This window comes from Brevibacillus sp. HB1.2 (genome assembly GCF_013332495.1).
Lineage (GTDB): Bacteria > Bacillota > Bacilli > Brevibacillales > Brevibacillaceae > Brevibacillus > Brevibacillus porteri.
On record NZ_JABMIU010000004.1, the window covers coordinates 16,368 to 40,907 of the forward strand.

Below are 24,540 nucleotides of genomic sequence, written 5' to 3' on the forward strand. Positions count from 1 at the left end.
ATGACAGGTAAAGTTACAATTACTTCGCTGCTGCGAAACGCTTGCTAACTTCATCCCAGTTTACAACATTCCAGAACGCGCCGATGTAGTCAGGGCGTTTGTTTTGGTAGTTCAGGTAGTAAGCATGCTCCCAAACGTCCAGACCAAGGATAGGTGTTTTACCTTCCATGATTGGGCTGTCTTGGTTAGGAGTAGAGCTAATTGCTACTTTTCCGCCTTCTGCAGTCAGCCAAGCCCATCCGGAACCGAAACGAGTAGTAGCTGCTTTTGCGAATTCTGCTTTGAAGTTGTCAAAGCTTCCGAAAGCCGCGTTGATTGCGTCAGCCAGTTCACCAGTTGGTGCGCCGCCGCCATTCGGGCTCATGATTTCCCAGAACAGTGTGTGGTTAGCATGGCCTCCACCGTTGTTGCGAACAGCAGTGCGGATGGACTCAGGCAGAGCATCCAGATTGCTGATCAGCTCTTCAATGCTTTTACCTTGCAGGTCAGCGTGTGCTTCCAGAGCTGCATTCAGGTTGTTAACATAAGTAGCATGGTGACGTCCGTGATGGATCTCCATGGTTTGAGCGTCGATATGTGGTTCCAAAGCGTTGTGTGCATAAGGCAATGCAGGAAGTTGATGTGCCATTGTAACATTCCTCCTCAAATTATGTAGGTCAAGCTTACGCCTTCATTATACTGTAAGCCAAACAGTTTTTCAACAAATCGGTATGCAAAGTATATTAATCTATTTATTATTTCAAAGATTTCTATCTTGAAAACAAAACCGAGCGTGCTAGACTTGGATTATTACAAACGAAGAGAATCAGGTGATATTTAGTGGAAATGGACTTATCAACGATCGTACTTCTCGCTGTCTTTGGATTCATTGCAGCATTCATCGACAGTACTGTTGGTGGAGGCGGACTCATCTCCCTCCCCGCTCTGCTCGGTCTAGGAATGCCACCGTACCTTGCTCTTGGCACGAACAAATTGGCTGGCACGATTTCATCAGCCACCAGTTCTTACACCTTTATCAAGAACGGTAAATTTGACAAGAAGCTCATGCTGATCTTATTTCCCGTCTCCCTGATCGGCGCCTATTTCGGAGCGAAAACAGTTCTGTTCGTTCCCCAGGAGTTTTTGAAAATCCTTGTCGTTATCATGATGGCACTCATTTTCGTTTACACCCTTTTCAACAAGCGTTTCGGTCAAGATTCCAACTACAAAGGGCTGACCAAATTTACGCTAGGCATCGGGATTCCTTTTACCTTTTTAATCGGATTTTACGATGGATTTTTCGGGCCTGGAACCGGTTCGTTCTTTGTTTTTCTAATGGTGCTTTTGTTTGGCTATGATTTTGTGATTGCGGCCGGCAATGGCCGAATTTTGAATCTGGCCAGTAACATTTCAGCGCTTTTTGTCTTCACAATGGAGGGCAAGGTTGTCTTCATGACTGGTCTTATCATGGGGATCGCGATGCTGTTGGGCGCTAACCTTGGTGCCAAAATGGCCATCAAAACGGGGGTACGTTATGTCCGACCGTTGTTCTTGGTCGTATCCATTACCTTGATTGTGAAGATGGTATATGAGTTGATTTTTACTGCTTGATATCAAAAGACCTTCTTGCACGTTACTGTAGTGGTGGGGAGGAAACAGGAGAAAACGCTCAGCTTCTAGGGCCACCCGCTGTGGGATTGACTGCCCGACTCCATGCAAAAAGCGAAACCGCGTCCAAAGTAGTCCATTCAGGAAGTTTTTCAGAGGTGGACGCTTGAGAGCGTGTTTCGCTTTTTGCATTCCGTCTCGGTCGGTATCCCTAAGATCTTCGCTTATTTCTCCTGTTTCCTCTACGAGCTTTCCATGCTTAAACGGGTTTTAGAAGACTTTAAATCTTCAGCAACGACAGAGAAGAATATTTCCAGACGTAGCGACTTGTGGAGTCCTACTGAGCGGAGAAGGGATGAGCGGGCAAAAGAAACGCAACGTGCCCGGACTACGAAGCGGCTACCACTTTTGCGTTTCCCCGCGAATCCCTTCGGAGCGGGCAGTCTTAACCCCCAGCAGGACGGAGCCAGGAGCCTAGACTGGAAATATTCTTCTCCCCACTACAGCCATAAGCACGTGATGAGTCAGCCTGTAACCATCTACAGGCTGACTTTTTATGTTTGGCTCTTAGTTAGCCCCGGCTGCAACAACTTTGGCCTGATGATCACGCACCGCCTGATTGCTCGCCGCCATAAACGCCTGCGCGACCGCCATCAGTACATCTCGATGCTCGGCAACACCTTTAAAATGACTTCCATTAGCGCTGACCGTCACGATCGCTTCTCCTGTCGCATGTTCTCCCGACGACAATGAATACAGCTCCATGTCCGTAAACTCTACGTCGAACGGCAGTGCCTGCTTGATGCCTGCCACCAATGCCTCGACAGGTCCTTCTCCGGTGCCAGAGTATGCTTGTTCTTCTCCTGTCACATTGTTCGTAATGGTGCAGGAAGCCATACGACTTCCGGATGTGCCGGTGAGCACTTGCGCATTGACCAGTGTGAACGGCTCCAGTACCGCGTTCACGGTATGTCCTACCAGCTCAAGCAACTGATGATCCTGAACAACTTTTTGCTTGTCAGCCAGCTCTTTAAATTGGACGTACAGTGTCTCCATCTGTTCGTCGGTCATCTGTATCCCGAATTCGTTTACACGGTGCTTGATGGCATGACGACCGGAGTGCTTTCCGAGAATGATCATGTTACGAGGTACGCCCAAGCTCTCCGGGTCCATGATTTCGTATGTGCTGCGCTCTTTCAAGAGGCCGTCCTGATGAATTCCCGCTTCGTGCTGAAAGGCATTGCGACCGACAATTGGTTTGTTGAAAGCAATCGGGAAGCTCATGGCACGGCTCACCTTTTGTGAAGTGGTGTAAATGTGCTCTGGTCTGATGCCAGTCTCAGCATCCAGTGCTTCTTTGCGCGTCTCAATTGCCATTACCAGTTCTTCCAAGGAGCAGTTCCCTGCTCGCTCACCGACCCCGTTGACCGTTACTTCGACTTGGGTGACCCCAGCACGAATTGCAGCCAAACTGTTTGCAACCGCGAGTCCCAGGTCATTGTGGCAGTGTGCACTGAACTCTACCTTGTCGCTGCCACGGACATTTTTCATGACACGAGTGAACATGGCTCCGTACTCTTCCGGTAGCGCATATCCGACCGTATCGGGGATGTTGATAATGGTTGCTCCTTCTTCGATCGCTGCCTCGATCATCTCAAACAGGAACTCATCTCCAGTACGGGTCGCATCCATCGGTGAAAATTCGATCCGGTCTACAAACTGTTTGCCGTACGCAATCATCTCGCGGGCGATTTTAATCACCTGCTCTCTCGACTTACGCAGTTGGAAGTCCAGATGAATGCTGGAGGATGACAGGAACATGTGGAGTCTGCGACGCTCTGCCGCTTGTGTAGCTCGAACGGCTGCATCGATGTCCTCTTTCACCGCACGAGCAAAGCCACAGATCTCCACGCCGTGCACCTCTTGCGAAATACGTTGCACCGCCATGAAGTCACCAGGACTGGAGATCGGGAAGCCCGGTTCAATGACATCCACGCCGAGGTCTGCCAAATGCTTCGCTATCACGATTTTTTGCTCCGGAGAAAGAGACGCTCCTGGTGCTTGCTCTCCGTCACGCAGTGTCGTATCGAAAATATGAATTCTTTTTGCCATGGGTATTGCCTCCTCATTTTTCGTTATTTTCTCAATAAAAAAAGCCCGACGTCTCCATATACAAGAGACGACAGGCTTTTGGCTGCCGCGGTACCACTCTCGTTGATCCCCTCTTTTTTCAAAAGAGAATCCACCTCGCTATCCCGATGACGTGGGACGATCCGTCAAGGTCTACTGTCTATGTTCAACCTTGCCGCTCCCGGGTGAGATTCGAGCATTTCCTGACTGCGTCGCACCTACCCGCAGCTCTCTGGACAAGAAATTCGCTTTACTAGCTCCCGTTCTTCGCGTTTGCTCTATGTCGTTGTGAAAATCAAAAAGGCCTGCCGTCTCTATCGAAGAGACGACAGACCTTGTCTATCGCGGTACCACTCTCGTTGACCCCAGCTACTCGCCAGAAGTCCACCTCATGTACTGATCCTAGTCGATCAGCACAACCCAATCACGGAGGTTAACCGTCAGAACTTACTGCTCGATGCAGCGCTACATCTTGTTCAGTCCTGCCGCTCCCGGGCGAGCTTCACTGGCTTCTCTGACTGCGTTGCACCATCCCGCAGCTCTCTAAACAGATCAGACCACTTACTGTTCCCGTTCTTCGCGTTATTGTTATTATTGTTTGAAATTTTATTCGGTTTATATCTGGTTGTCAATGGAGTCTAGCGATAAAAATATTTTTATTAACCCAATCAATGGAGTTCTCTCACCGAGCTGCGGCCGAACTGTCTGTAATAAAGGAAGGCGAGACCCAGTATCACGAGTACTAAAGCGGAGTAAATATTGCTATAGACGGACGCTCCAGGATAGCTATTGAGCAGATTCCAGCTCACAGCAGCTCCTCCATCAATCGATTTGCCGAACAAGGTAGCTGCAAGTGCACCTGCAATAAAGTTCAGCATTGCCAACAGTCCCATACCGACGCCGATCTGTTCCTTTGGTAGAGTCTGCGAGATTGCGTTTGACATCGAAATCATCATAAACGATAGTCCGACATTGCCAAAAATCAGAAAAACGGCAATGAGAAACGGAGATACTCCCGCAAAGGAAGAGAAGAGCACAAAGCTGCTCAAAAGCAACCCAGACGCTGTGTAAAATAAATACGAATTCCCTTTCTTATCTGCAAGAATCCCGGCCTTTTTCCCCAAGAACGCGGTCACAATTGCTCCCGGTACCATGACAAAGCCGATGAGTCCTGTTGCCAGGTGATTCACATTGGCCAACAACTGTGGACTAAGGAAAGCGAACGAATAGCCACTCCCTATCATCAAAAAGGCAATGAACAGCCCGAGTGAATAGCGTTTGCTCCGGAATAAGCCAGGGCGAACAAAAGGTTCTGCGGTCGTCCGAATTCTTACCAAGAACAGAACGAATGAGAGGATGCACCCCAGTGCGAGCAGCAAGCTCTGATTCGTAATAGCCAACAGAAGCAACGCAATCGTGATTGCGAGAAGCCCACCGCCGATCCAATCCATTTTGACGGCTTGCTGCTCCTCCTCCTCCAAATACTTACAGAAAAAAGGCACGGCAAAAAGCGTGAACAACGGCATGCAGAACAGCCATCTCCAATCGAGCAGACTGACCAGCAAAGAGGAAAGAACGGGACCTAATGCGCTACCGATTGCCATCCCGGTCATTGAGATCCCTAGAGCTCGCCCCCTACTCTCCGGGGGAAAATAGCGCACCGGAATAATGGAAGACGTCGCCGGAACAACCGCAGCTCCTGCTGCCTGCACAATTCTCCCGAAAAGCACCATGCCATAATTATGAGCGAAAAATCCGATAAGGGAGCCGATAGCAAACAGAATTAATCCGAATGTAAGCAAATGTTTGAGCTTGTAGGAATCGGCTAGCTTTCCGTACATCACGGTTCCAACCGCATAGATTAACAAAAAGGCAGACGTCACCCAGCTTACTTGGCTAAAAGATAAATGAAATTCTGTCCTGATTTGCGGTAACACGATATTGAACATCGTAGCACTCATCACTGTAATCATGAGGGTAAACACGAGTACGCGAAGTACTTTTTCAGCAGATTGTTGTTGTGGTTCGCTTTGCATATTGGAAAGACACCTCTCGTTATCACCGATTTCTTCCCGGGAAGGTGATTGTTTGCCTTGCTAGATGTAGTTTATAATGATTTTAAAATAAACGAAAATATATCTTTTGATATGCAGTTGATATACCTGAGTATATGGAGTTGAATCGAATGGAATTGTTGCAATTGCACTATTTCCGGACAGTGGCCAAGTGGCAGCATATGACGAAAGCCGCCCAAGAGCTGCGGATTGCTCAGCCTGCTCTCAGCAAAACCATTGCTCGGTTGGAAGAGGATGTCGGGGTTCCGTTATTCGACCGCGAGCGAGGACGTATTCGGCTGAATACATTTGGGAAGGCGTATCTGGAGCGTGTAGATAAAGCACTGAACTTGTTGGAGGAAGGTCAAAAAGTCGTATCGGATCTGGCCGGAATGGAACATGGTCGTATTCATCTGGCAACGTCAACCTTGGATTTGTTATCAGAACCGTTGGGGAAGTTTCTCGCCCTCCATCCCGATGTACACTTCCAGATCACGCAAGCCAGCATCGAAGAAATGGCAACCCTCCTGGAGTCAGGCGAAGTGGATATTTGCTTCACGCATTTGCCGATCAGAGTGCCGGATGTTTTGACTACGCCCGTATTGAAAGAAGATATTCATGTAGCTGTCCCCCGCACACATCACTTAGCCAAACAAAACAGTATTCGTCTAAGTCAGCTGGCTGAAGAGTCATTTATCGGCTACAGGGAGGACTTTCCCATCCAAATGCTGTACGATCAGTTCTTTCAAAAAGCAGGGATTACCCCCAAATTCGCTTGTCGGGTAGATGATCCAGGCTCTATACAAAAGCTGGTCCGCGCAGGTCTTGGCATCGCCCTCTATGGCTGTATCAGTCGAGAAGAAGACCCTCACCTTGTCATGGTTCCGATCGAACACCCGATCTGCCAGCGACATTTTCAAATGATTCGTCACGAAAAAAGATATCTCTCCCTGGCAGCACGCAAATTCTGTGATTTTATCGTCCAGTATTTTGCTGATTCTCTTGAAAAATAAGCCCCTTCCCAAAAGAAAAAAAGCCTGGCATCATTCGCCAGGCTCTTCCCCTACTCTTGTTTTCTTTTTTTCATACGTAAAATAATGCCGTCAATGAGCAGTCCAATCCCCGCTCCGTAAAAAGGGGCCGCAAACCGAGTTCCTTCAGCAAGCGGCAGGTCTTTCAAATACACGATAAACACCCCGATTATAAAACCGATCATCGTGTAGCGCAGCCGGGTCGCCCCCATCAAACGACACTCCCTTTCACGCTACTTCCCGAATTTATTTGGCATTTTCATGTTTTTCATCGTACGGCTCATTTGTTTAAGCTGCTTTTGGTTGAGATTCATCCCCATTGAACGGGCCATGGCTTGAAGCTGCTTGTCGTCCATTTGCATGTTGGACATTTGTTTTTTCAATAAATAAGTCCCTCCATAAAATCCACCAGCGAGACCGATTAACAATGTAACAATTGGAATTACCCAGTTGTACCAAGCCATCAATACATTACCATCCTCTATACGTAATTATGAACTCTTTTATTGTACCATAGTTGAGCTATCTTCTGTAAATTGTGATTAGAAAACTTGGAAAATGAGAACACTGCCCTCAACAATATCTTTGTCTCAAGCATATTCTAATAGCAAGAGGTGAAGCAACTATGGCTCCAATTGTGATTCTGGACGCTGGACACGGTGGCAGCGATCCAGGTGGAGGAAACAACACGCAGTTTACCGAGAAAGATATGAATTTGCAAATATCGCTCTATCAATATAATCGCTTTTTGGCTCTAAATATTCCTGTCGCTATCACACGGACAACCGATGTGACTCTGACAAGTGAAGCTCGGACTGCTCTGGTTCGCAACAGCGGTGCTCGCTACTGTATAGCGAACCACATTAACTCAGGTGGCGGTCGAGGCTCCGAGGTCATTTACTCGATTTATGGGTCCCCAACCTTCCCCCAATTGATCCAGGATGCCCTGGCAGCCGAAGGGATGCCGAATCGACGCATTTTTACGCGGACACTGCCAGATAATCCGCGGCTCGATTACTACTTCATGCACCGGGAGACTGGCAGCGTAGAGACGGTTATCGTCGAGTACGGCTTTGCTGACAATGCTTTGGACGCAAATAAACTGCAACAGGATTGGCGAGATCTCGCGGAAGGGGTAGTCCGAGCATTTTGCACGTACGCCAAACTTCCCTACCAGCCTCCTACGTCTCCTACTGCTACTCCAAAACCTACTGCAGCACCGACTCTTGCTCCCACCACTTCTCCTGGAAACGGGACGGTCCCTGACTGGAAGCAGGAAGCTGTCAACTGGCTGTATGATCAAGGCTTATTAACCGACGAACAATGGCGTAAGCAGCCTGACCAGCCTCTGCCGCTCTGGGCACAGGCTGTCATCCTAAAACGTTTATTCGAAAAGCTCAAAACGTAACGTAACGTCTCCGTTTAATCGTCGGTCTTAAAACGGGTCAGCGGCGTATCCATTAAGCCCGAATAATTTCTCTTTGCTGGCACACTCACCAATTCGTCCTCTGGGTAGCGGTAGGCGGTTAACATTCCGCCGAATACACATCCTTGGTCGATGTTGATGGTGCCATTTTTTCGTTTTGGTTCTGGATGCGGATCATGTCCCCATACAATAATGGGCGAGGTCACTTTTCTCTCTTTTGCCCACTCTCTGCGGATCGGGCGTCCATCTGGTCCCGTCCCTGCCACATCGCCATATCGGCAAAACGTATAGACCGCAGGCGAATCCATCCCTATGTAATCATCACGAATCCCCGCATGAACGGCGACTGCTACTATTTTTTCATTCCGTTTGATGATCATGTGAGAAGGAGAAGAAAATAGCAATCTGCGACTCTGCTCTCGTAGCAAGGAGGCCTTCTTCGGCCCGTATTCTTGCTGATACAGCCGAATCTCCTCTTCTACCTTTTCATCTCCATGTGCCAATGTCACTGGTCTGCCATCCAACCAGCGGGCTACTTTCCACCCATGATTACTATCCACCATCTCAGCCAGGCCTGCCGTGACATGATGGTGAAAAAATTGCAGCATTTTAATTGAGTAAGGTCCACGACTCGTGATATCACCGAGGGAAAGGAGCTTTCGGCCGTGGGGATGGCGATAGGTCCCGTCTGGGGTTTGTTCATATCCCAAGCGTTTGAGCAATTCTATAAATTCGTCGTAACAGCCGTGAACATCTCCAACGATATCCACACCATCGTCAGCCGAAAGCACCTTGGAGCGTGTTTGAGGTTTGTGCCTCATAACCCGTCCCTCCTTTCCGTAATCTCTCATTCGTTACTTACTATCTTTACCACATCTACGAAAAAAACTCACGGTTTGTATACAAGAAAACTGTTTAAACAAGTAAACGCGCGAAAGAGCCCCTGTTTACCGAGGAGCTTTTTGGCGCGTTTACTTATACATGATGCTATGTGATTAGCCTAAGCTATGCGTATGCACGTAAATGGCCGCTTGCGTGCGATCCTCCACATTCAGCTTGGCAAGAATGTTGCTCACATGAGTCTTGACCGTTTTGATCCCGATAATCAGCTCATCTGCAATCTCCTGATTGGACTTGCCCTGACCGATCAGCTTCAAAACCTCCAACTCACGCGGCGTCAGTTGCTCATGGGGATGGGACTCTTGACCGTGACGGAAACGGGCCATGATTTTTCCTGCTACCCTCGATTCCAAAACTGGCTCACCCGCCGCAGCAGAGCGGATTGCCTTTGCAATCTCGGCTGCACGCGAAGTCTTCAGCAAGTAACTGAATGCCCCCGCTTCAATGACCGGATATACCTTTTCGTCATCAATAAAGCTGGTCAAGACGATAACCTTACTGGATGGACAGCTTTCACGAATACGCCGAGTCGCTTCCACACCGCCGATGCCTTCCATAACTAAATCCATCAAAACGACATCCGGGCGCAGTTCTTGCGTCATCCGCACCCCTTCTTCTCCACTGCCTGCCTCTGCTACGACTTCAATATCGTCCTCTGTAGACAAATAAGCAGCCAGACCCATCCGAACCATTTCGTGATCATCTACCAGTAGTACCCGAATCACCTAGCCTTCACCCTTCCCGTTCCGTCTGTGACATTAGAGGAATACGGACCTCAATTTGCGTCCCCTTCCCAATTGCCGAGTAAATCTCCATAGAGCCTCCGACCTCTGCTACGCGCTCTTGCATGCTGCGCAAACCGTAGGACGTCATTTTCTCCCCATCCGGATCAAAACCAACACCGTCATCCGATACTCGCAGGCGAACCTGCTCTTGCAGCGTAAACAGCTTCACTGTAATCTGGGTAGCTCTGGCATGCCGCAATGTATTGGACAAGGACTCCTGCAAAATACGGAACAAATGATCCTCAATTCCACTCGGCAAGCCTTCGACGTCTTCGATCTCCCAAGACAGCTGCATGGTATTTTTACGCGTCAGCTCATCTAAAAGTTCCAGAATGGCTTCCTTCAATGACTTGTTTTGTAACGTAGCCGGGCGAAGATGCAAGAGCAATGCCCTCATCTCCGCTTGTGCTGCTGCTGCCATCTCTTCGACCAATTCAATCTGTTGTGCTGCACGTTGCGGATTTTTTTCTACAAGCCGTTTCATCGCCGCAGTCGTCATGGCGATGGCGAACAGCTGCTGACTGACTGCATCATGCAGTTCTCTCGCCAATCTCTGTCGCTCCTCTGTTACCGCTGCATGCTTCAATTGCTCTGCGAGAGCCGCATTGTGGTTCGACAGCCGCTGCAAAGATGCCACTTGCTCTTCCCATTGCGAAGCCAAGCGATTGATCTGCCATCCTAATTCGCCGACTTCATCGACGCCCAATTCTGGAACCCGATACGACAGCATCCCGCGCCCAAGCTTCATGGCAGCTTCCCACAGTACACTGAGTCTCTTTTTCAACAAATTGCCAATGATATAGGAAATGATCAATGCCACTAAGACACCTGCAGGCAAAGAGACAACAAAAGCAGCAAGCTGAATCAAGCCCTCTGGATCGGCAGGCAGATTGATGCCTATATATTCTTGAAGCCACCACATGAAGTTGCGGTCGCTAATCATTTCGTTGTACCACCGATGAATCCCGGGGTGGTCTCTCCATAAAAAGTATAGCCAAAAGAAACAAATAAACGCGGCAGTAATTGCACTGACGGCCAGTAACATGCCATAGCGCACGTATTGCCACTGAATACTTGCCAATCGCTGTCGACGCATCCGCCAGTACCTCCTAGATGTACTTGACTTTTATATCGCCGACAAGCAGCGAGATATGCAAGTTTACTTTTTGCAATGCTTCATCATACTGATCTGAACGAATCTTAACACTGCGATTGATACCTCCCTGACGGTGGCTTAGCACCTCCAGGTCACCAATACTCAACCCTGCCGTTACCGATACAGGAAGATCCACAGGGACATAAATCGTCACATCGCCTATCCAGCCCTCTACGACAAGAACTGCCTCATCCCGCATCAGCACTGCCCGGGAAAGATCAATCACAACATCCCCGATTCCATGCCAGACATGCAAGTGATTCAGTTCAAAACGCCCCGAGGTCAGGTGATAATCTCCAATCAGAGAACTGCGGGAATCTTTTGGCAACGTGTCGTCAGGTGATGAAGACATTCTTTCGTGATGTGGAATTTTGCCACCAACATGCTTCCATTTGTTCCAGCTGTCTAGCCAAGGGCGCTCCTCTGTGGAAACCTTCACGTCACTCGGAACACTCGCATCACTTGTCACAATCGTCTCCGCAGCAGATGAGGTCCCCGTATCACCCAATGGTTGATTCACACGGTGATCTCGTCTGCTGTTCTTGCCCCGAATCAACTGAAACCCGAAATAAATAAACACGATTGGCACTGCAATCTGGAACAAATCATCAACCCCGACACCAAACCACATATCCATCGCGATGATGGTCCCCAGGGAGAATAGAATCCCTCCGCCAATCCGATTTTTCTGCCCCCACAAACGAAGGCCGAAATAAATAAGCACCATCGGCCACAAATCAAACAGACCGAACGAAATGATACCCAAACTGTCTAATAAAAGGCCGATTCCCGTAAAAATAATCAGGATACCAGCCAACATTTTGTGCAAACGGGACAGTTTCACAAAAGTCTCCTCTCTCACGCCCCATGCTGATCGTTTTCACTTTGACCATTACGACATGTATAGATGAATGCAGGCGGAATGTTCAACAGGGTAAAGTCGATCTTGACCCAGGGAAAACGACCCTGCAACTCAGCTTGGAGTTGTAGCGAATATTGGAATGTAATAAACAGGCCCCCTGGCTTCAGTACAGATTGAACTTCGTCCAGAATTGCTGCCCGCAGCTCTTGTGGAAAATTGGCGAATGGCAGACCTGAGATAATAACATCTGCACCTGCAAGGTTCTGCTCCTCCAAGTAAGACCTAAGTTTAGTCGCTTCCTCCCTGATAGGAAGATCGGGAAAACGTGATTGAAGCATAGAGCGAAAATGGGGATCTCGTTCCACAAGCACGTAATGTGTGCCGGGACGCAAGCGCTGATAGATCGTTTGGGTAAATGCCCCTGTACCAGGTCCCAGCTCCAGGATCACATCGGTTGAAGCCCAATCGACGTTTTTCAACATTTGCTCACATAAAAAACGAGAGCTGGGGATTATACTACCGACGCGTCCAGGCTCAGCGATAAACCGCCGCAAAAAGACCAAGAAGTCCTGCAAGAATCGTACCTCCTAGGGGAAAAGCAGCCTGATGTACACAGGCTGCCGAATTGACACAATCTATTCTACACCTAGTCCCCCAGTTCCTGTCGAATTAGGATTGTACTGGTTTGGCTACCGGTGTTTTTACTTCATTAATGGATGCTTTGATGCTGGCAAGTTCTGCATCGAGATCATCCTTTTCCAGTTCAGACAAAGCGTTCTCCCAAGCGCGGTTCGTTTGGCTCCATTGTCCACTCATTTGCGCTTCTGCTTCCATGCGCATCACTTTTTCTTCCATGCGGGCGAAGCCACGGCCTGCGGACTGATTGCCGATACCGACAACTGCTTGATTGACTTGCTTTTGTGTACGAGCTACTTGTGCACGTGCCATCAGTGTGAACCTTTTCGCACGCATTTTATAGAACTCTTCCTTCAGCTCAGCCAGCTTCTCACGCATTTGCGAAGCTGCCTCGGATGCTGACAGGTAAAGACCTTCGTATTCCGCTGCACGGCCTTCGTACTGCTTCTTGTCAGCGAGTGCTCGACGAGCCAACTCGTCTTCTCCCTCAGTCAAGGCGAGCTTGACTTGACGATCGCGTTTTTCAATCAGAGCATTGGCTTCATCCAATTGCTGGCGGAATTTCTTTTCCAGTGCAACCTGACGGGCAACCGCTACTTCAACTTGTCCGATTTCTACTTCCATGTCACGCATATATTGATTCAGCATTACTACCGGATCTTCCATCGAATCCAATGCATCATTCACCGAAGCTACTGTCAGGTCACGCAAACGTTTAAAGATACTCATTATTTTTTCCTCCTCATCATATCACATCATATTGTTCATCCAAAAGACTCTTGCGACGTAGCGTTATTGTTGTCTTCGTGTTACATGTTTCTCCCAAGTGTCTAGCGTATCTTCCTTTAATACTTTTTGGGCCCATTCACGCTCCCAAGTAGGTGGAGCTTGCTTTGGTTCTTGACTGGGACGCAGTAAGCGATATCCCAGATAAATTACCCCAATGGCCAGAAGCGCGTGAAACAGTAGGTCAAGCTTGCCAATCAGCATCAGGAACCCGAATAGAAAGACGAGGATTCCCCAAAAGCGTGAACCGGTTTGTCCCATAATCTTTTTGGCACCGTATATCATGATCACACCGGGAATGATGAACCCGAGCAAGTCTCCGATATCGATACCCACCAGATCTAGAAGAACCAACCCACCGACTAGCAGCAGAACCAGCCCGAGTAGAACTTTGCCAGACCGTTCGCTCATTACTCGCTTACCTCCATTCGTTTTGCATGTGGTGCTTGTGGAACGTTATGCCCTTATTGTAGCCCTCGGTATAGGCTTCCCATAACGGGCGTGCGGTTGGTTTTTCCCTCCGCCCTTGGACGGAGACAATTTCCTGCCCTAATCGGACGAGCTGTCGCGCAAGGCAGAACAAGCCTGCGTCGAAAGGCGGCTTGCTCTGTCGAGCGAAAACGTTACAGCATTTGACGGTAATTTTGTGACGAATATGTGAACTAACGGATGAAAAAGAAGGAAAAAAAGGACTGGCGTAGAATCTTCGTAAGAGTGCGTGTAAAAAAACATCGAAAAATAGCCGAATTCCGCTTGGCGGAAACGGGGGAACCACGTTTTTGGGGTGAATGGTTGCTACTCCTAGCAGCCTAGGGCGTCCTTTCGACCGAACCCTTCAGCTAACCTCGTAGGCTCACGAAGGGAGCAGTTTCTTTTGCGCAAGGTGGTTTTATCTTTATTTATGGCTGGAATGCTTGCTATGGGGGCAGGCGCTGCACAGGCTGCTGAGGAGAATTCTCTCAATGAAGTAGTCAGCGACTTGTACGGTACCCCTTACAAATCTTCCGGCTCGTCCAAAAAGGGCTTTGACTGCTCCGGTTTCACGCGCTACGTATTTGATGCGTTAGGTGTAGACCTGCCTCACAATTCTGCTTCCCAGTACGAATTAGGTACAGAGGTAGCCAGAAAAGATTTGCAGCCAGGCGATCTCGTGTTCTTTAATACGAACGGTCGCAGCATTTCTCACGTGGGTATCTACATTGGAGACGGCACATTCGTGCACTCGGAATCTGGTCGTGGAGTCGTCAACACCAAGTTGAACGATCCATACTACTGGAGCAAGCGTTATGTAGGCGCTAAGCGTCTCAGTGCTCCTGTTCTAGCGAAAGCAGAAACTCCGAAAAAGGTAAAAGCGGTGCAAGCTGCATCGTTGCCGGAAAAACCAGCTCAAAAATAGTCGTTCGGCAAAATAATAAAAAGCCAGGGACACAATGTCTCTGGCTTTTTCTGACGAAATTTAGTACCTGGTCTAAAGAGGTACCCTTACATATTAGAACAACTTAATAACTTACGGGGTTTCTTCCCCTGATGAGGTCAAAGCATGTTATGATAGACAAGACCCATTCTTTGAATGGTATTCCTTATTAATAGAAGTAACTGGGGGTTGTTCCGGTGAAAGATCACATTTTAATTGTCGATGACAATCTGGAGATTATTGAACTGCTAGAAGACATTTTGGAGAACGAGGGCTTCACCGTTTCCTCCGCAGAGAGTGGAGAAGATGCTCTCTCCCTGCTCAGCCAAGGAGAGCGACCTAACCTGATCCTTTTGGATATTATGATGCCCAACATGAGTGGCTACGAGCTCTGCTCTCAGATTCGCCGTGAGTGGGATTTGCCTATACTGTTTCTCAGTGCAAAAGGAAAAGCGGTAGATAAGGTAGTCGGCTTCGAAATCGGCGCAGACGATTACATCACGAAGCCTTTTGATACAGAAGAACTGCTCGCTCGCATTCGTGCCCACCTGCGTCGCTATGAGCGTATTCGCAAGCATACGGAAGAGCAGCCTGAGAAGGAAACAGCCTCTTCTCCGATTACCGTTTTGAAATTCAAGGACCTAGAAATTCATAAAGAAACGTATTCCGTTTATGTATGTAATCAAAAGATTGAGCTCTCTACAAAAGAATTTCAACTGCTCACATTCCTCGCAGAAAATGCGGGCATCGTCTTTACAAGAGAGCAAATCTATGACCGTGTCTGGGGATATGGTTATGGCTCGCTCAATACAGTGACCGTCCATATCAAAAACCTCCGGGAAAAGCTGGAAACAGAGCGTCAGTTTATTAAAACACAATGGGGGACAGGCTACGTATTTATCGGGGAGAAGCTTTAAATGAGCTTACGTAATAAAATTTTTCTCTCCTTCATTGCCTTGATCACACTCAACATCTTGTTGTTTAAATTTGTTTTTCAAGACATTATTGTCGCTCAACTCAAAAATGATCGGCATAATCAGTATCAGGCTGAGAAGGAAGCCGCAGAGAAGGTCATGCTCAATCAACTGCTTCTCGTCAGTAATTTCAAGGACCCAATCGAACGTTTGGAGCTTGAGAAGCAGTTGCCAGACGACGTGATGTACCGCATGCTCGTGAAGGATGCCAATGGAAACACCATCTACAGCAAAACATCGCGCGCCTATAATTTGAAAATGCCTTCTCCCTCCTCATCAAACCGTGGCGATTCTTCCAAGCAAAATGACCTCAAAGTGGTAGCTGAGTACCACTTTCAGCAGGAGCCACCGCGTACAGGGGAGATCGTTGTTTATTTCTACACAGATGATTACGACATGATGGCTACGACAGGGGTTTCCATGATGCTCTGGTTTATTTACGGAAGCATTAGTCTGGTGGGATTGGTTCTGCTCGCTTTGTTCGTTCGCTGGATACTACGGCCTGTGAACGAATTATCGCGCGTCACCCAAGAAATCCAGGAAGGGAAACGGTTAGTGACATTTACGTATCGCTCCCATGATGAATTTGGGCAACTCTTTCGATATTTCGGGGATATGGTTGATGAGCTTCGCTTAGCGGAAGAAAGACAGGCCGAAATGATTGCGTCGATCGCCCACGACTTCCGCACACCTCTCACCACGATCAAAGGGTATGCGTCATATATCGGCTCCGGTCGTGTGACGGATATGACCAAAATACAGAAACAGATGAGCAAAATCGAGCTAAAAACGACGGACTTGGAAAAGCTGCTCGATGAATTGCAGGACTTCACCGCCCAAAGCTCCGAAGTCCGACTCAACATTAATCGTATTCATGTCAAAAGCTTCTTGAGAGGAATCATTGAGGACTATTTGCCGAGGATTAAAGAGGCAGGCCTCACCTTTCACTGGAAGCTGCGTATCTCTAATGAACTACACATCGAAGCGGATGAGACCAAGCTGCGACGTGTCATGGAAAACCTGTTGAACAACGCCATTCACTACAACAAACCAGATGGCTCCATTTACCTTACATGTGATCAGCGAGAAGGACATGTCCTTTTTACTGTGATCGACAAAGGAGAAGGAATCGCCTCTGAAGACTTGCCGAAGATTTTTACCAAGTTTTATCGGGCGGAAAAATCACGAAATCGCAACAGTGGCGGTACGGGCTTAGGCTTGACGATTTGCAAAAGCATCGTCCGGCTTCACGGCGGAGATTTGATGGTAAACAGTGAACTGGGAATGGGAAGCAGTTTCTCCTTCACCATCCCCTTCTTCCACGGGTAGCTTTCACAAGCTACCCTTACTTTATATAGATTTATTCTCAGTTAATTATTTCTTTATATTTTACTAGTAAAATAATTTTTGTAAGCATGTTGCTTTCAGTGATAAATAACCCCCAGTTCGGTATCTGACACAATCGGCGAAACCGTAGTGACAAGATGCCTCTTTTTTTGCCCTCTATTTCCATTTTTTTCTATCTCTTCTCCAAACGCATCGGCAATCCGTTCTTTGGACGCAAGGTGACCAACGGCTCGGGTTCCACTTCCTGATTTGGTTCAGCCAGTCGTAGTCGATATCGCTGCGCGATGGTTGCCAATAGCAAAGCTGCCTCCATCAAAGCAAAGTTGTTCCCGATACAAACACGCGGCCCACCGCCAAACGGGAAATAAGCATAAGCTGGATTTCTTTTTAAAAGGTCGCTGTCAAAACGCTCTGGAATGAATTGTTCAGGCTGCTCATAATAGCGTGGGTTACGGTGCATGACATATTGGCTCATCATCAGTGTTTCACCTGGCTTGTACGTTTGACCGCCGATCTCCACCTCTTCTACCACTTCCCGGTTGATCGTCCAGGCTGCTGGATAGAGCCTCAGCGTTTCCTGTACAATGAGATTCGTATACTTCAGCTGGGGTAGGTCCTCGACTGTCGGCAGCTTTTCACACAGCACGGTTGACAGCTCGTCATGCAGTTTTTTCTCCACCTCGGGATAGGTAGCCAGCAAATAAAAAATCCACGACATGGTATTCGCAGTCGTCTCATGACCAGCTACAAAAATGGTCATGACCTCGTCGCGCACCTGCTCATCTGTCATTCCTTCCCCATCATCTTCATCACGCGCAGCCAAAAGCATCCCCAACAAGTCCTTGTGCTCTTCTCCTTCGCTATTACGACGAGCTTCGATCAAGGAGTAGATCGTTTTGTCCAGCAGCTCACTCGACTCCAGGAACTCCCGATTGCTTTTAGTAGGTACGGACAAAGGAATGTCGATAAAAGAGGAGCCTTTATTAGCCACGTATTTCAAACCGACATCGATGGCATGCCCAATCTGATCGGCACCTTCCTTGACGGTTTTGCCAAACATAGTCTCCGTAATGATCGCAAGGGTTACTTTCATCATGTCCGAGTGAATATCGCGCAGCTCCCCGGTTTTCCAATCCGACATAAGATCAACTGCTTGCCGGACCATCACCTCTCCGTAGCTGGCGATACGTTCTCGATGAAAAGCTGGCTGCATAAGCCGTCGTTGTCGTAGATGCTTTTTTCCTTCACTGGTGAGAATTCCATCCCCTACGACAGGTCGTGCGGACTGCAATGCTTTTCCTTTTCGAAAATGCGCCTGCTTGCTGACCAAAACCTCTTTGATATGATCCGGATTCGTTAACAGGTAAACATGGCGAGAAGGACCAAAGCGAAAATGGACGACTTCTCCATGCTCTTCTACAGCGTCGCGGATGAACTGAAGCGGCGATCGGCGAAATGCCATCAAGTTCCCTGAGATCGGAAGGCCTTTTGGGCCGGTGATCGTGATATTCATGTGTCTCCTCCTTTTTACATGCAAAATCCTACCGATAGTATCCGGCACGATAAGGAGATTATGCGAAAAAAAGCCACCCGAACTTCGGATGGCTTACGAAATCATTTTGTTTATCGTGTAACAGGTTGATCTGTACGCAACAGACGAGAAGCAATCAGTCGCTCGCGGACCTTGATGCCAATCAGAGAAGCCAGAACTGCTTTGACAACGCCTACAATGAGGAAAGGTGTTGCACCAAATGCGACAGCTTTATCCCATGGAATGTCCATGACATATTTGAGTTGTACTGTACCAAAAGCGAGTGTGACAAACATGCCAATGATATTGGCGATAATGGCGTTTTTCAGGTTGAATCTTGTTTTCTCCAGGTAGAGTCCGGTCACATAAGCGGTTGCAATAAACCCAAATATGTACCCGCCTGATTTACCGACCAATATTTGCAATCCACCTTTTGCCTCGCTGAATACAGGCAATCCGACTGCACCGAGTAAAACGTAAATAACCAAAGCCAGTGTCCCGTATCGTCTTCCCAAAATGGTCGCCGTCAGCCCTACTGCTAACGTCTGCGCGGTAATCGGAATCAACGGCAAGGGAATAGTCACCTGCGACAATACCGCTGTCATTGCGGCAAAGATGGCAGAGAGCAACAGCCATCTCAAGCGTTCGTTTCTCATGCGTACTAGCCTCCGTTTTGTTAACTGAAAATGTTATAAGGTTAACAAAATAATAATACGCATCTGCCCTTTTGTAAATCCCCGTTCTGTCCGCTTACCTTTTTGCTTGTTGATCCATGTATAGTTGCAGCTTTTGAAGGGACTGAACCGTATAATCGATTAATTCGTTCAGGTCATCGATATTGCCTTCATCAATTTTTCGATGAAAGTCCAGCGTCACCTGGTTGGTTATTTGCTTCGGTGGCCAATCGATTCGATGCTCCTCTAGCTTAGCCGATACTTTCTGTGTAATATACGGACGCTGACCCCAGATGTCATTGAGAATCGATGTGATTTCTCTCGCTTCTGCGGGCACATCTCTGTAATTTTCCATCTGCAAGTAAAAATGGATGCAAATCGTACATCCGATATGATCTGTCAACGGCTGTTCTAGCTGCTCGGCTGCAATATCAGCTAACTGAGTACGAAGCTGCATCTCAGCACGAACAGCTGCGGTATGATCATGTTGATCAGCCAGCTTGAACTGGATCTGAAACTGTCGATGGAATGTAGCCATATCCATGACATCCGAACGGTTCGTAATCGTAATTGCCCCTTCGAAGTCCCGGTCGTATACCGCACCTTCCAACACAACCCTGATATTGTCAAAAACAAGCGGATGAAACATCTCGCGCCCTCCTTATCCCAAGCAATCGGGCCCTTTCTATTTACAGTATATAGCATGCCTGCTTTCTACTTGTTTTGCAAGCAGACCGACTTCCCCATGGCGGTGCCTCCAGGAGAGTGGTACCATGAGAGTGATCCAACCTTTGAGGTGACAGCTATGTTTTTAATCGGAATTCTAATCATTGTTGCAATCCTTGGTGAAATTATTCATCGTTTGAATCCATGGAAAAAGCCGGAACCTGCCTATGAGGATCTCGTCGCCCAAATCAAACAGACAGACTGGTACCAGGAGTTGTCTCGTGATCAGGCGTGTCGTTACGTTTTGGACAACGATCCGCATGTCCAAGCCTACTATGCGAGTACGTATGAAGCCAAACGTCTCCTTACACAGGAAGGCTTTCAATTGGGGCTGATTGATTACGTCAAGCAGGAAGCTGCAAAACAGGCCGAGAAACCGCGCTGACATGCGAAAAAGCCGTTGTTATGGAACAGCGGCTTTTTCTTTGAATCAAAAAAAAGGTATACCTGCCATGGCTCATGCCCTGTGGTACACCTGTTTTATCCAGTATTCATGTTCGACTTAGCGTTTTTGATGATAGTACTTGTAAGCGTCAAAGGATGCTTGCTCTTGGCATGGTGTGCATTCAGTTGCATACGATTCTGCTTGTTCGTGGATCATCTGACCGCAAGCAGCACAGCATTTTGCTTCGAGATTGCGAAAGAAAGTAGTGATCGGCGTCATGATTAAAACCCCCCGTGTGTTATTATCTGTATTGTATTACAACAGCATCTGTTTTATAAAAGTTTGTTATAATACATTACGCCGATTTATCTTTCTCTCTCGCTCATTCTCTCTTCATTGCTCCTTTTTTCGCTGTATTCATACATTTTTGCAAATTCCGCATCTGTTGTAACACAAGGACCTAAATCAACAAATTGAACAAATATGGATCATGCGTAATCTCTACATAGCGGATACCATGCTGCTTCATCCGACTGACTAACGGCTGATAGTCATCTTTGCATTTCATTTCAATGCCAACCAGCGCTGGACCATTTTCTTTGTTGTTCTTTTTCGTATACTCAAAGCGTGTGATATCATCGTGCGGTCCCAGTACTTTTTCCATAAACTCTCGCAAGGCTCCAGCACGCTGTGGGAAATTGATCACAAAATAGTGCTTCAATCCCTCATGCAGCAGGGAGCGTTCCTTGATCTCTTGCATCCGGTCAATGTCGTTGTTTCCACCGCTGATCACACACACTACGTTTTTCCCAGCGATTTGATCCCGGTAGTAATCGAGAGCCGCAATCGAAAGGGCACCTGCAGGTTCTACGACGATGGCATTGCTGTTATACAGCTCCAAAATGGTTGTGCACACCTTGCCTTCTGGCACCAGCACGATGTCATCCAGCAGCTCCTGACAAATACTCATCGTGAGCTGCCCCACTTGCTTGACGGCTGCACCATCGACAAACTTGTCAATTTCATCTAAGGTGACAACGTCGCGTTGTTCCAAAGCGGCTTGCATCGAAGCTGCTCCGGCTGGTTCCACACCAATGATCTGTGTGTTTGGGCTGATGCCTTTTACGTACGTTCCCACACCCGCTGCCAATCCACCTCCACCGATACTCATAAAGACGAAATCAGCTGGTTCTTCCATGTCATTCATAATCTCCAGTCCGACTGTTCCTTGTCCGGCTACCACCAATGGATCGTCAAACGGGTGGACAAAGGTCCGATCTTCCTGAATGCAATACTTCATCGCCTCTGCGAATGAATCATCGAAGGTGTCACCGATCAATACAACTTCTACATAGGAGCCACCAAACAGCTTGACCTGCGATATTTTTTGACGTGGGGTGGTCGCTGGCATAAAGATCGTGCCTTTGATTTGCAAATGGTTACACGAGTAGGCTACACCCTGCGCATGATTGCCCGCACTTGCACAAACGACACCACGCTCTCGCTCCATTGTCGAAAGATTCCGCATAAAATGATAAGCACCGCGAATTTTGAAGGAACGAACCACCTGCAAGTCTTCTCTTTTCAAATACACGTTGCAGCCGTAACGCTCAGACAGTACTTTGTTTTTTTGCAAGGGAGTCTTCTCCACCACATCTTTCAAAGCATGATTGGCTACTACGATGTCTTCCACTCTGACCGTATGCATATATATGTTCCTCCTAAGTACCTTCTCTTTTGTAGTAGGGACCAGACCAAACCAAAAAGCCCCCGCCCCAAACCAGCAACGCACAATTTGCGCACGGCTGGCTGAGGCGAGGGCATCGCGGTACCACTCAGCATCTCTGTCTTCCTCACGAAAAACAGACTTAGGAAGTTCACTATGAAACTCCCGTCCGATAACGAGGACGAATTCGTTGTCCTATACTCACTGGCTAAACAAGCTGTTTTTCCAGGACAATGCTCCAAGGTGATTTTCAAAACAGGCTGGCGGCCATTCTTTCAGCACAGGGAACGGCTCTCTGCACGCTGCTTACTGTTTCTACTCTTCCTTTTCAACGCTCATACATACGAACTATTCGAATTAGTTAAACATTCTACGCCCAAACCCACAAGTTGTCAATCTTCTTGTTATTTGGCAGGAAAGCCATGACAAAAAAACGGGTTCCCTTTCGAGCTATTTCACTCAAAACGGTACCCGTTTTTCTATTCGCTACATCCTATACTGCTTCGTAAATCGCTTCGTAACGCTTGCCGATTTCTTCATCAGTCAAACCAGCTTCACGCAGACGGCCGATCAGTGCATTTGCCCAAATCTCAGTGCGCTGCGCCATTTTTGCGTATTTTTTCGCTTCCTTGGTTTTGCGCTTGGAACGATCTTCACCGTTCGACTTGAGGTTGTCGAGGATGAACAGCATGAGCATGGTATCTTCCTCGTTCAACGTCTCCCAGCTATCGTTTAGAAACGCGGTTACCTTTTTGTAGTAGCCATCAAACTCGTCAAAAGAAATCTCAGTATCCATGTTGAGATATTCTTTCATTTTTTCAAATAGATCTTGCATCTAGCGTCACAACTCCCTCATTATTCTCCGCACTATTATAACAAAAACAAAGCTGGACAGGAAGTTACCATTATCTGTGAGGCTTTGTGAGGCACTCTAGACCTTCTCGCATACATGCAACCTCTCTCGTAATGCTCTATAATAGGGAAATACTGAATTGCTTGAGGAGAACGGAACAGATGACAATGCATAAAAAAGAACAAGACGCCAGCATCCGTGTCGGCCAGCAAATGACGCTCACGATCAAGAGCTTGGGCATTAATGGCGAAGGGATCGGCTATTTTAAAAGAAAAATCGTTTTCGTAGAGGGTGCTCTCCCTGGTGAGGTCGTCCATGCCGAGGTGACCGAGGCAAGAGAAAAATACGCGACCGCGCGTCTTTTACGCGTCGTTGAAAAATCAGCCTCTCGCACGAAGCCTCTCTGTCCAGTCTATGCGGAGTGTGGCGGATGCAGCTTACAGCACATGGATTATGCCGCACAGCTCGCGAGCAAGCAGGAAATCGTCATCGAGTCACTGCGCAAGTACGCTCGAATGAATCAGCCACCAGTCTCCCCTACGATTGGTATGGATAACCCGTGGTCGTATCGAAATAAAGCACAGTTTCAGGTGGGCAAGGAAAATGGCAAGCTCATCGCTGGACTGTATCAAACAGGTAGCCACAAGCTCGTCAATTTGGAAGGCTGTCAGGTGCAGCATGAAGCGACAACGAAAATCGTCCAAACCGCGAAACAAATCATCGAAGAGCTCGGGATTCCGATCTACGACGAGAAAAAACGGACGGGCGTCATCCGCACGATCGTCGCTCGTGTCGCTTTTGCCACGGGTGAAACGCAATTAACGCTTGTAACGGCTACCCCAGAAATCCCACGAGTGAAGGAGCTACTTTTGGAGCTCCGTACGAGACTGCCTGAGCTGGTAGGAATCGCGCAAAACGTAAACACGCAAAAAACATCGCTTGTTTTCGGTGACAAGACATTATCCTTATGGGGCAGGGCTTCCATTGCTGAAAAGCTGGGTGAGCTATCCTTCGACTTGTCTGCTCGTGCCTTCTTCCAATTGAATCCCGAGCAGACGCAAAAGCTGTACAATCAGGTGAAAACGGCTGCTGGACTGACCGGAAAAGAGCTCGTGCTCGATTTGTATTGTGGTACAGGGACGATTGGCTTGTGGCTCGCTCCTTATGCCCGTGAGGTTCGCGGGATCGAGCTGATTCCTGAGGCTGTAGAGGATGCCAATCGCAATGCACAGCGTAACCAAGCGGCGAATGCCAGCTTTCACGTGGGTCGTGCGGAGGTCTTGATGCCGAAATGGGCCAAGCAAGGGACTCGACCGGATGTCGTCGTAGTCGACCCGCCGCGGACTGGGCTGGATGATGCGCTGATTCGTTCCTTGTTGGATGTGCAGCCGAAGAAGATTGTGTATGTGTCTTGTAATCCTTCTACGCTGGCGAAGGATGTTGGGAAGCTGATGCAGCGGTATGAGTTGAAGAGCGTGCAGCCGGTGGATATGTTCCCGCATACGGCGCATGTGGAGTCGGTTTCACTACTCGTAAGGAAAGATAAATAAAAAATGT

Annotated in this window: 26 protein-coding genes, 1 riboswitch and 3 other annotated features; of the genes, 8 read left to right on the forward strand and 18 right to left on the reverse strand. The window is 48.0% G+C overall.

Annotation, left to right across the window (positions count from 1 at the left end; all coding sequences use genetic code 11):
• Positions 1-19: 19 nt before the first annotated feature.
• Positions 20-628, reverse strand: coding sequence for a superoxide dismutase (locus tag HPY28_RS11555; protein WP_012684750.1), 609 nt, complete (start codon positions 626-628; stop codon positions 20-22).
• A gap of 191 nt (positions 629-819) precedes the next feature.
• On the opposite strand from HPY28_RS11555, the gene HPY28_RS11560 reads away from it, so the two are divergent.
• Positions 820-1,590 (forward strand): sulfite exporter TauE/SafE family protein, encoded by a 771-nt coding sequence (locus HPY28_RS11560; protein WP_173618037.1) that lies wholly within the window; start codon positions 820-822, stop codon positions 1,588-1,590.
• 564 nt (positions 1,591-2,154) lie between these two features.
• Here the strand turns inward: HPY28_RS11560 and HPY28_RS11565 are convergent.
• Together HPY28_RS11565 and HPY28_RS11570 are read right to left on the reverse strand one after the other, a co-directional pair.
• Positions 2,155-3,699 (reverse strand): 2-isopropylmalate synthase, encoded by a 1,545-nt coding sequence (locus HPY28_RS11565; protein ID WP_017250133.1) that lies wholly within the window; start codon positions 3,697-3,699, stop codon positions 2,155-2,157.
• Between the two features lie 60 nt (positions 3,700-3,759).
• Positions 3,760-3,994: a binding site (T-box leader), on the reverse strand.
• A gap of 41 nt (positions 3,995-4,035) precedes the next feature.
• Positions 4,036-4,304 (reverse strand) — a binding site (T-box leader).
• 81 nt (positions 4,305-4,385) lie between these two features.
• The gene (locus HPY28_RS11570) at positions 4,386-5,753 is read right to left on the reverse strand and encodes an MFS transporter (RefSeq protein WP_174225107.1); all 1,368 of its coding nucleotides are present in this window, start codon (positions 5,751-5,753) and stop codon (positions 4,386-4,388) included.
• Between the two features lie 149 nt (positions 5,754-5,902).
• Here HPY28_RS11570 and HPY28_RS11575 point away from each other — a divergent pair, with 149 nt between their 5' ends.
• Positions 5,903-6,784, forward strand: coding sequence for a LysR family transcriptional regulator (locus HPY28_RS11575; RefSeq protein WP_174225106.1), 882 nt, complete (start codon positions 5,903-5,905; stop codon positions 6,782-6,784).
• A 50-nt stretch (positions 6,785-6,834) separates the two neighbouring features.
• Here HPY28_RS11575 and HPY28_RS11580 read toward each other — a convergent pair whose 3' ends face one another.
• On the reverse strand, positions 6,835-7,014 hold the full coding sequence (locus HPY28_RS11580; protein ID WP_017250129.1) for a hypothetical protein: 180 nt from the start codon (positions 7,012-7,014) through the stop codon (positions 6,835-6,837).
• A gap of 21 nt (positions 7,015-7,035) precedes the next feature.
• Positions 7,036-7,266, reverse strand: coding sequence for a YneF family protein (locus tag HPY28_RS11585; protein WP_012684742.1), 231 nt, complete (start codon positions 7,264-7,266; stop codon positions 7,036-7,038).
• 161 nt (positions 7,267-7,427) lie between these two features.
• Here HPY28_RS11585 and HPY28_RS11590 point away from each other — a divergent pair, with 161 nt between their 5' ends.
• Positions 7,428-8,210: an N-acetylmuramoyl-L-alanine amidase family protein gene (locus HPY28_RS11590; RefSeq protein WP_017250128.1), complete on the forward strand. Its 783-nt coding sequence runs from the start codon at positions 7,428-7,430 to the stop codon at positions 8,208-8,210.
• Positions 8,211-8,224: 14 nt separating this feature from the next.
• On the opposite strand, the gene prpE is transcribed toward HPY28_RS11590, so the two are convergent.
• From prpE to HPY28_RS11625, 7 genes are all read right to left on the reverse strand, one after another.
• Entirely contained in the window at positions 8,225-9,049 is an 825-nt protein-coding gene (prpE, locus tag HPY28_RS11595; protein WP_173622779.1) for a bis(5'-nucleosyl)-tetraphosphatase PrpE, read from the reverse strand.
• Between the two features lie 174 nt (positions 9,050-9,223).
• Positions 9,224-9,853 carry a response regulator gene (locus tag HPY28_RS11600; protein ID WP_007721557.1) on the reverse strand — a complete coding sequence of 210 codons (630 nt, stop codon included), beginning with the start codon at positions 9,851-9,853 and terminating at the stop codon, positions 9,224-9,226.
• Between the two features lie 7 nt (positions 9,854-9,860).
• On the reverse strand, positions 9,861-11,009 hold the full coding sequence (locus HPY28_RS11605) for a HAMP domain-containing sensor histidine kinase (RefSeq protein ID WP_174225105.1): 1,149 nt from the start codon (positions 11,007-11,009) through the stop codon (positions 9,861-9,863).
• Positions 11,010-11,022: 13 nt separating this feature from the next.
• A complete protein-coding gene (gene liaF / locus HPY28_RS11610) occupies positions 11,023-11,913 on the reverse strand; it encodes a cell wall-active antibiotics response protein LiaF (protein ID WP_174225104.1) in 891 nt (296 codons plus the stop codon).
• A gap of 14 nt (positions 11,914-11,927) precedes the next feature.
• The gene (locus HPY28_RS11615) at positions 11,928-12,506 is read right to left on the reverse strand and encodes a class I SAM-dependent methyltransferase (protein ID WP_017250123.1); all 579 of its coding nucleotides are present in this window, start codon (positions 12,504-12,506) and stop codon (positions 11,928-11,930) included.
• 94 nt (positions 12,507-12,600) lie between these two features.
• Entirely contained in the window at positions 12,601-13,296 is a 696-nt protein-coding gene (locus HPY28_RS11620; RefSeq protein ID WP_017250122.1) for a PspA/IM30 family protein, read from the reverse strand.
• Positions 13,297-13,359: 63 nt separating this feature from the next.
• Positions 13,360-13,764 (reverse strand): LiaF transmembrane domain-containing protein, encoded by a 405-nt coding sequence (locus HPY28_RS11625; protein ID WP_017250121.1) that lies wholly within the window; start codon positions 13,762-13,764, stop codon positions 13,360-13,362.
• 319 nt (positions 13,765-14,083) lie between these two features.
• A riboswitch (cyclic di-AMP (ydaO/yuaA leader) is annotated at positions 14,084-14,223 on the forward strand.
• A gap of 4 nt (positions 14,224-14,227) precedes the next feature.
• Here HPY28_RS11625 and HPY28_RS11630 point away from each other — a divergent pair.
• From HPY28_RS11630 to HPY28_RS11640, 3 genes are all read left to right on the forward strand, one after another.
• Entirely contained in the window at positions 14,228-14,749 is a 522-nt protein-coding gene (locus HPY28_RS11630) for a C40 family peptidase (protein WP_017250119.1), read from the forward strand.
• A gap of 215 nt (positions 14,750-14,964) precedes the next feature.
• Positions 14,965-15,684 carry a response regulator transcription factor gene (locus HPY28_RS11635; protein WP_007721564.1) on the forward strand — a complete coding sequence of 240 codons (720 nt, stop codon included), beginning with the start codon at positions 14,965-14,967 and terminating at the stop codon, positions 15,682-15,684.
• A complete protein-coding gene (locus tag HPY28_RS11640; RefSeq protein WP_017250118.1) occupies positions 15,685-17,070 on the forward strand; it encodes a sensor histidine kinase in 1,386 nt (461 codons plus the stop codon).
• Between the two features lie 190 nt (positions 17,071-17,260).
• Here HPY28_RS11640 and HPY28_RS11645 read toward each other — a convergent pair whose 3' ends face one another.
• The 3 genes from HPY28_RS11645 to HPY28_RS11655 all read right to left on the reverse strand — a co-directional run bounded on the left by HPY28_RS11645 (position 17,261) and on the right by HPY28_RS11655 (position 19,942).
• Positions 17,261-18,601: a cytochrome P450 gene (locus HPY28_RS11645; protein WP_017250116.1), complete on the reverse strand. Its 1,341-nt coding sequence runs from the start codon at positions 18,599-18,601 to the stop codon at positions 17,261-17,263.
• Positions 18,602-18,711: 110 nt separating this feature from the next.
• Complete coding sequence (locus HPY28_RS11650; RefSeq protein ID WP_017250115.1) at positions 18,712-19,275, reverse strand: biotin transporter BioY; 564 nt, start codon at positions 19,273-19,275, stop codon at positions 18,712-18,714.
• Between the two features lie 94 nt (positions 19,276-19,369).
• Positions 19,370-19,942, reverse strand: coding sequence for a hypothetical protein (locus HPY28_RS11655; RefSeq protein WP_017250114.1), 573 nt, complete (start codon positions 19,940-19,942; stop codon positions 19,370-19,372).
• A 96-nt stretch (positions 19,943-20,038) separates the two neighbouring features.
• Between HPY28_RS11655 and HPY28_RS11660 the strand changes: the two genes are divergently transcribed.
• Entirely contained in the window at positions 20,039-20,404 is a 366-nt protein-coding gene (locus tag HPY28_RS11660) for a hypothetical protein (protein ID WP_254613106.1), read from the forward strand.
• Positions 20,405-20,521: 117 nt separating this feature from the next.
• Here the strand turns inward: HPY28_RS11660 and yhfH are convergent, their stop codons facing one another.
• The 3 genes from yhfH to HPY28_RS11675 all read right to left on the reverse strand — a co-directional run bounded on the left by yhfH (position 20,522) and on the right by HPY28_RS11675 (position 22,965).
• Positions 20,522-20,683 (reverse strand): protein YhfH, encoded by a 162-nt coding sequence (gene yhfH, locus HPY28_RS11665; RefSeq protein ID WP_017250112.1) that lies wholly within the window; start codon positions 20,681-20,683, stop codon positions 20,522-20,524.
• Between the two features lie 181 nt (positions 20,684-20,864).
• Positions 20,865-22,112 carry a threonine ammonia-lyase IlvA gene (ilvA, locus tag HPY28_RS11670; RefSeq protein ID WP_173622776.1) on the reverse strand — a complete coding sequence of 416 codons (1,248 nt, stop codon included), beginning with the start codon at positions 22,110-22,112 and terminating at the stop codon, positions 20,865-20,867.
• Between the two features lie 99 nt (positions 22,113-22,211).
• Positions 22,212-22,471: a binding site (T-box leader), on the reverse strand.
• A gap of 152 nt (positions 22,472-22,623) precedes the next feature.
• Entirely contained in the window at positions 22,624-22,965 is a 342-nt protein-coding gene (locus HPY28_RS11675) for a hypothetical protein (RefSeq protein WP_017250110.1), read from the reverse strand.
• Positions 22,966-23,144: 179 nt separating this feature from the next.
• Between HPY28_RS11675 and rlmD the strand changes: the two genes are divergently transcribed.
• Positions 23,145-24,533, forward strand: a complete 1,389-nt coding sequence (gene rlmD / locus HPY28_RS11680) for a 23S rRNA (uracil(1939)-C(5))-methyltransferase RlmD (protein WP_174225101.1) — start codon at positions 23,145-23,147, stop codon at positions 24,531-24,533.
• Positions 24,534-24,540: the final 7 nt, after the last annotated feature.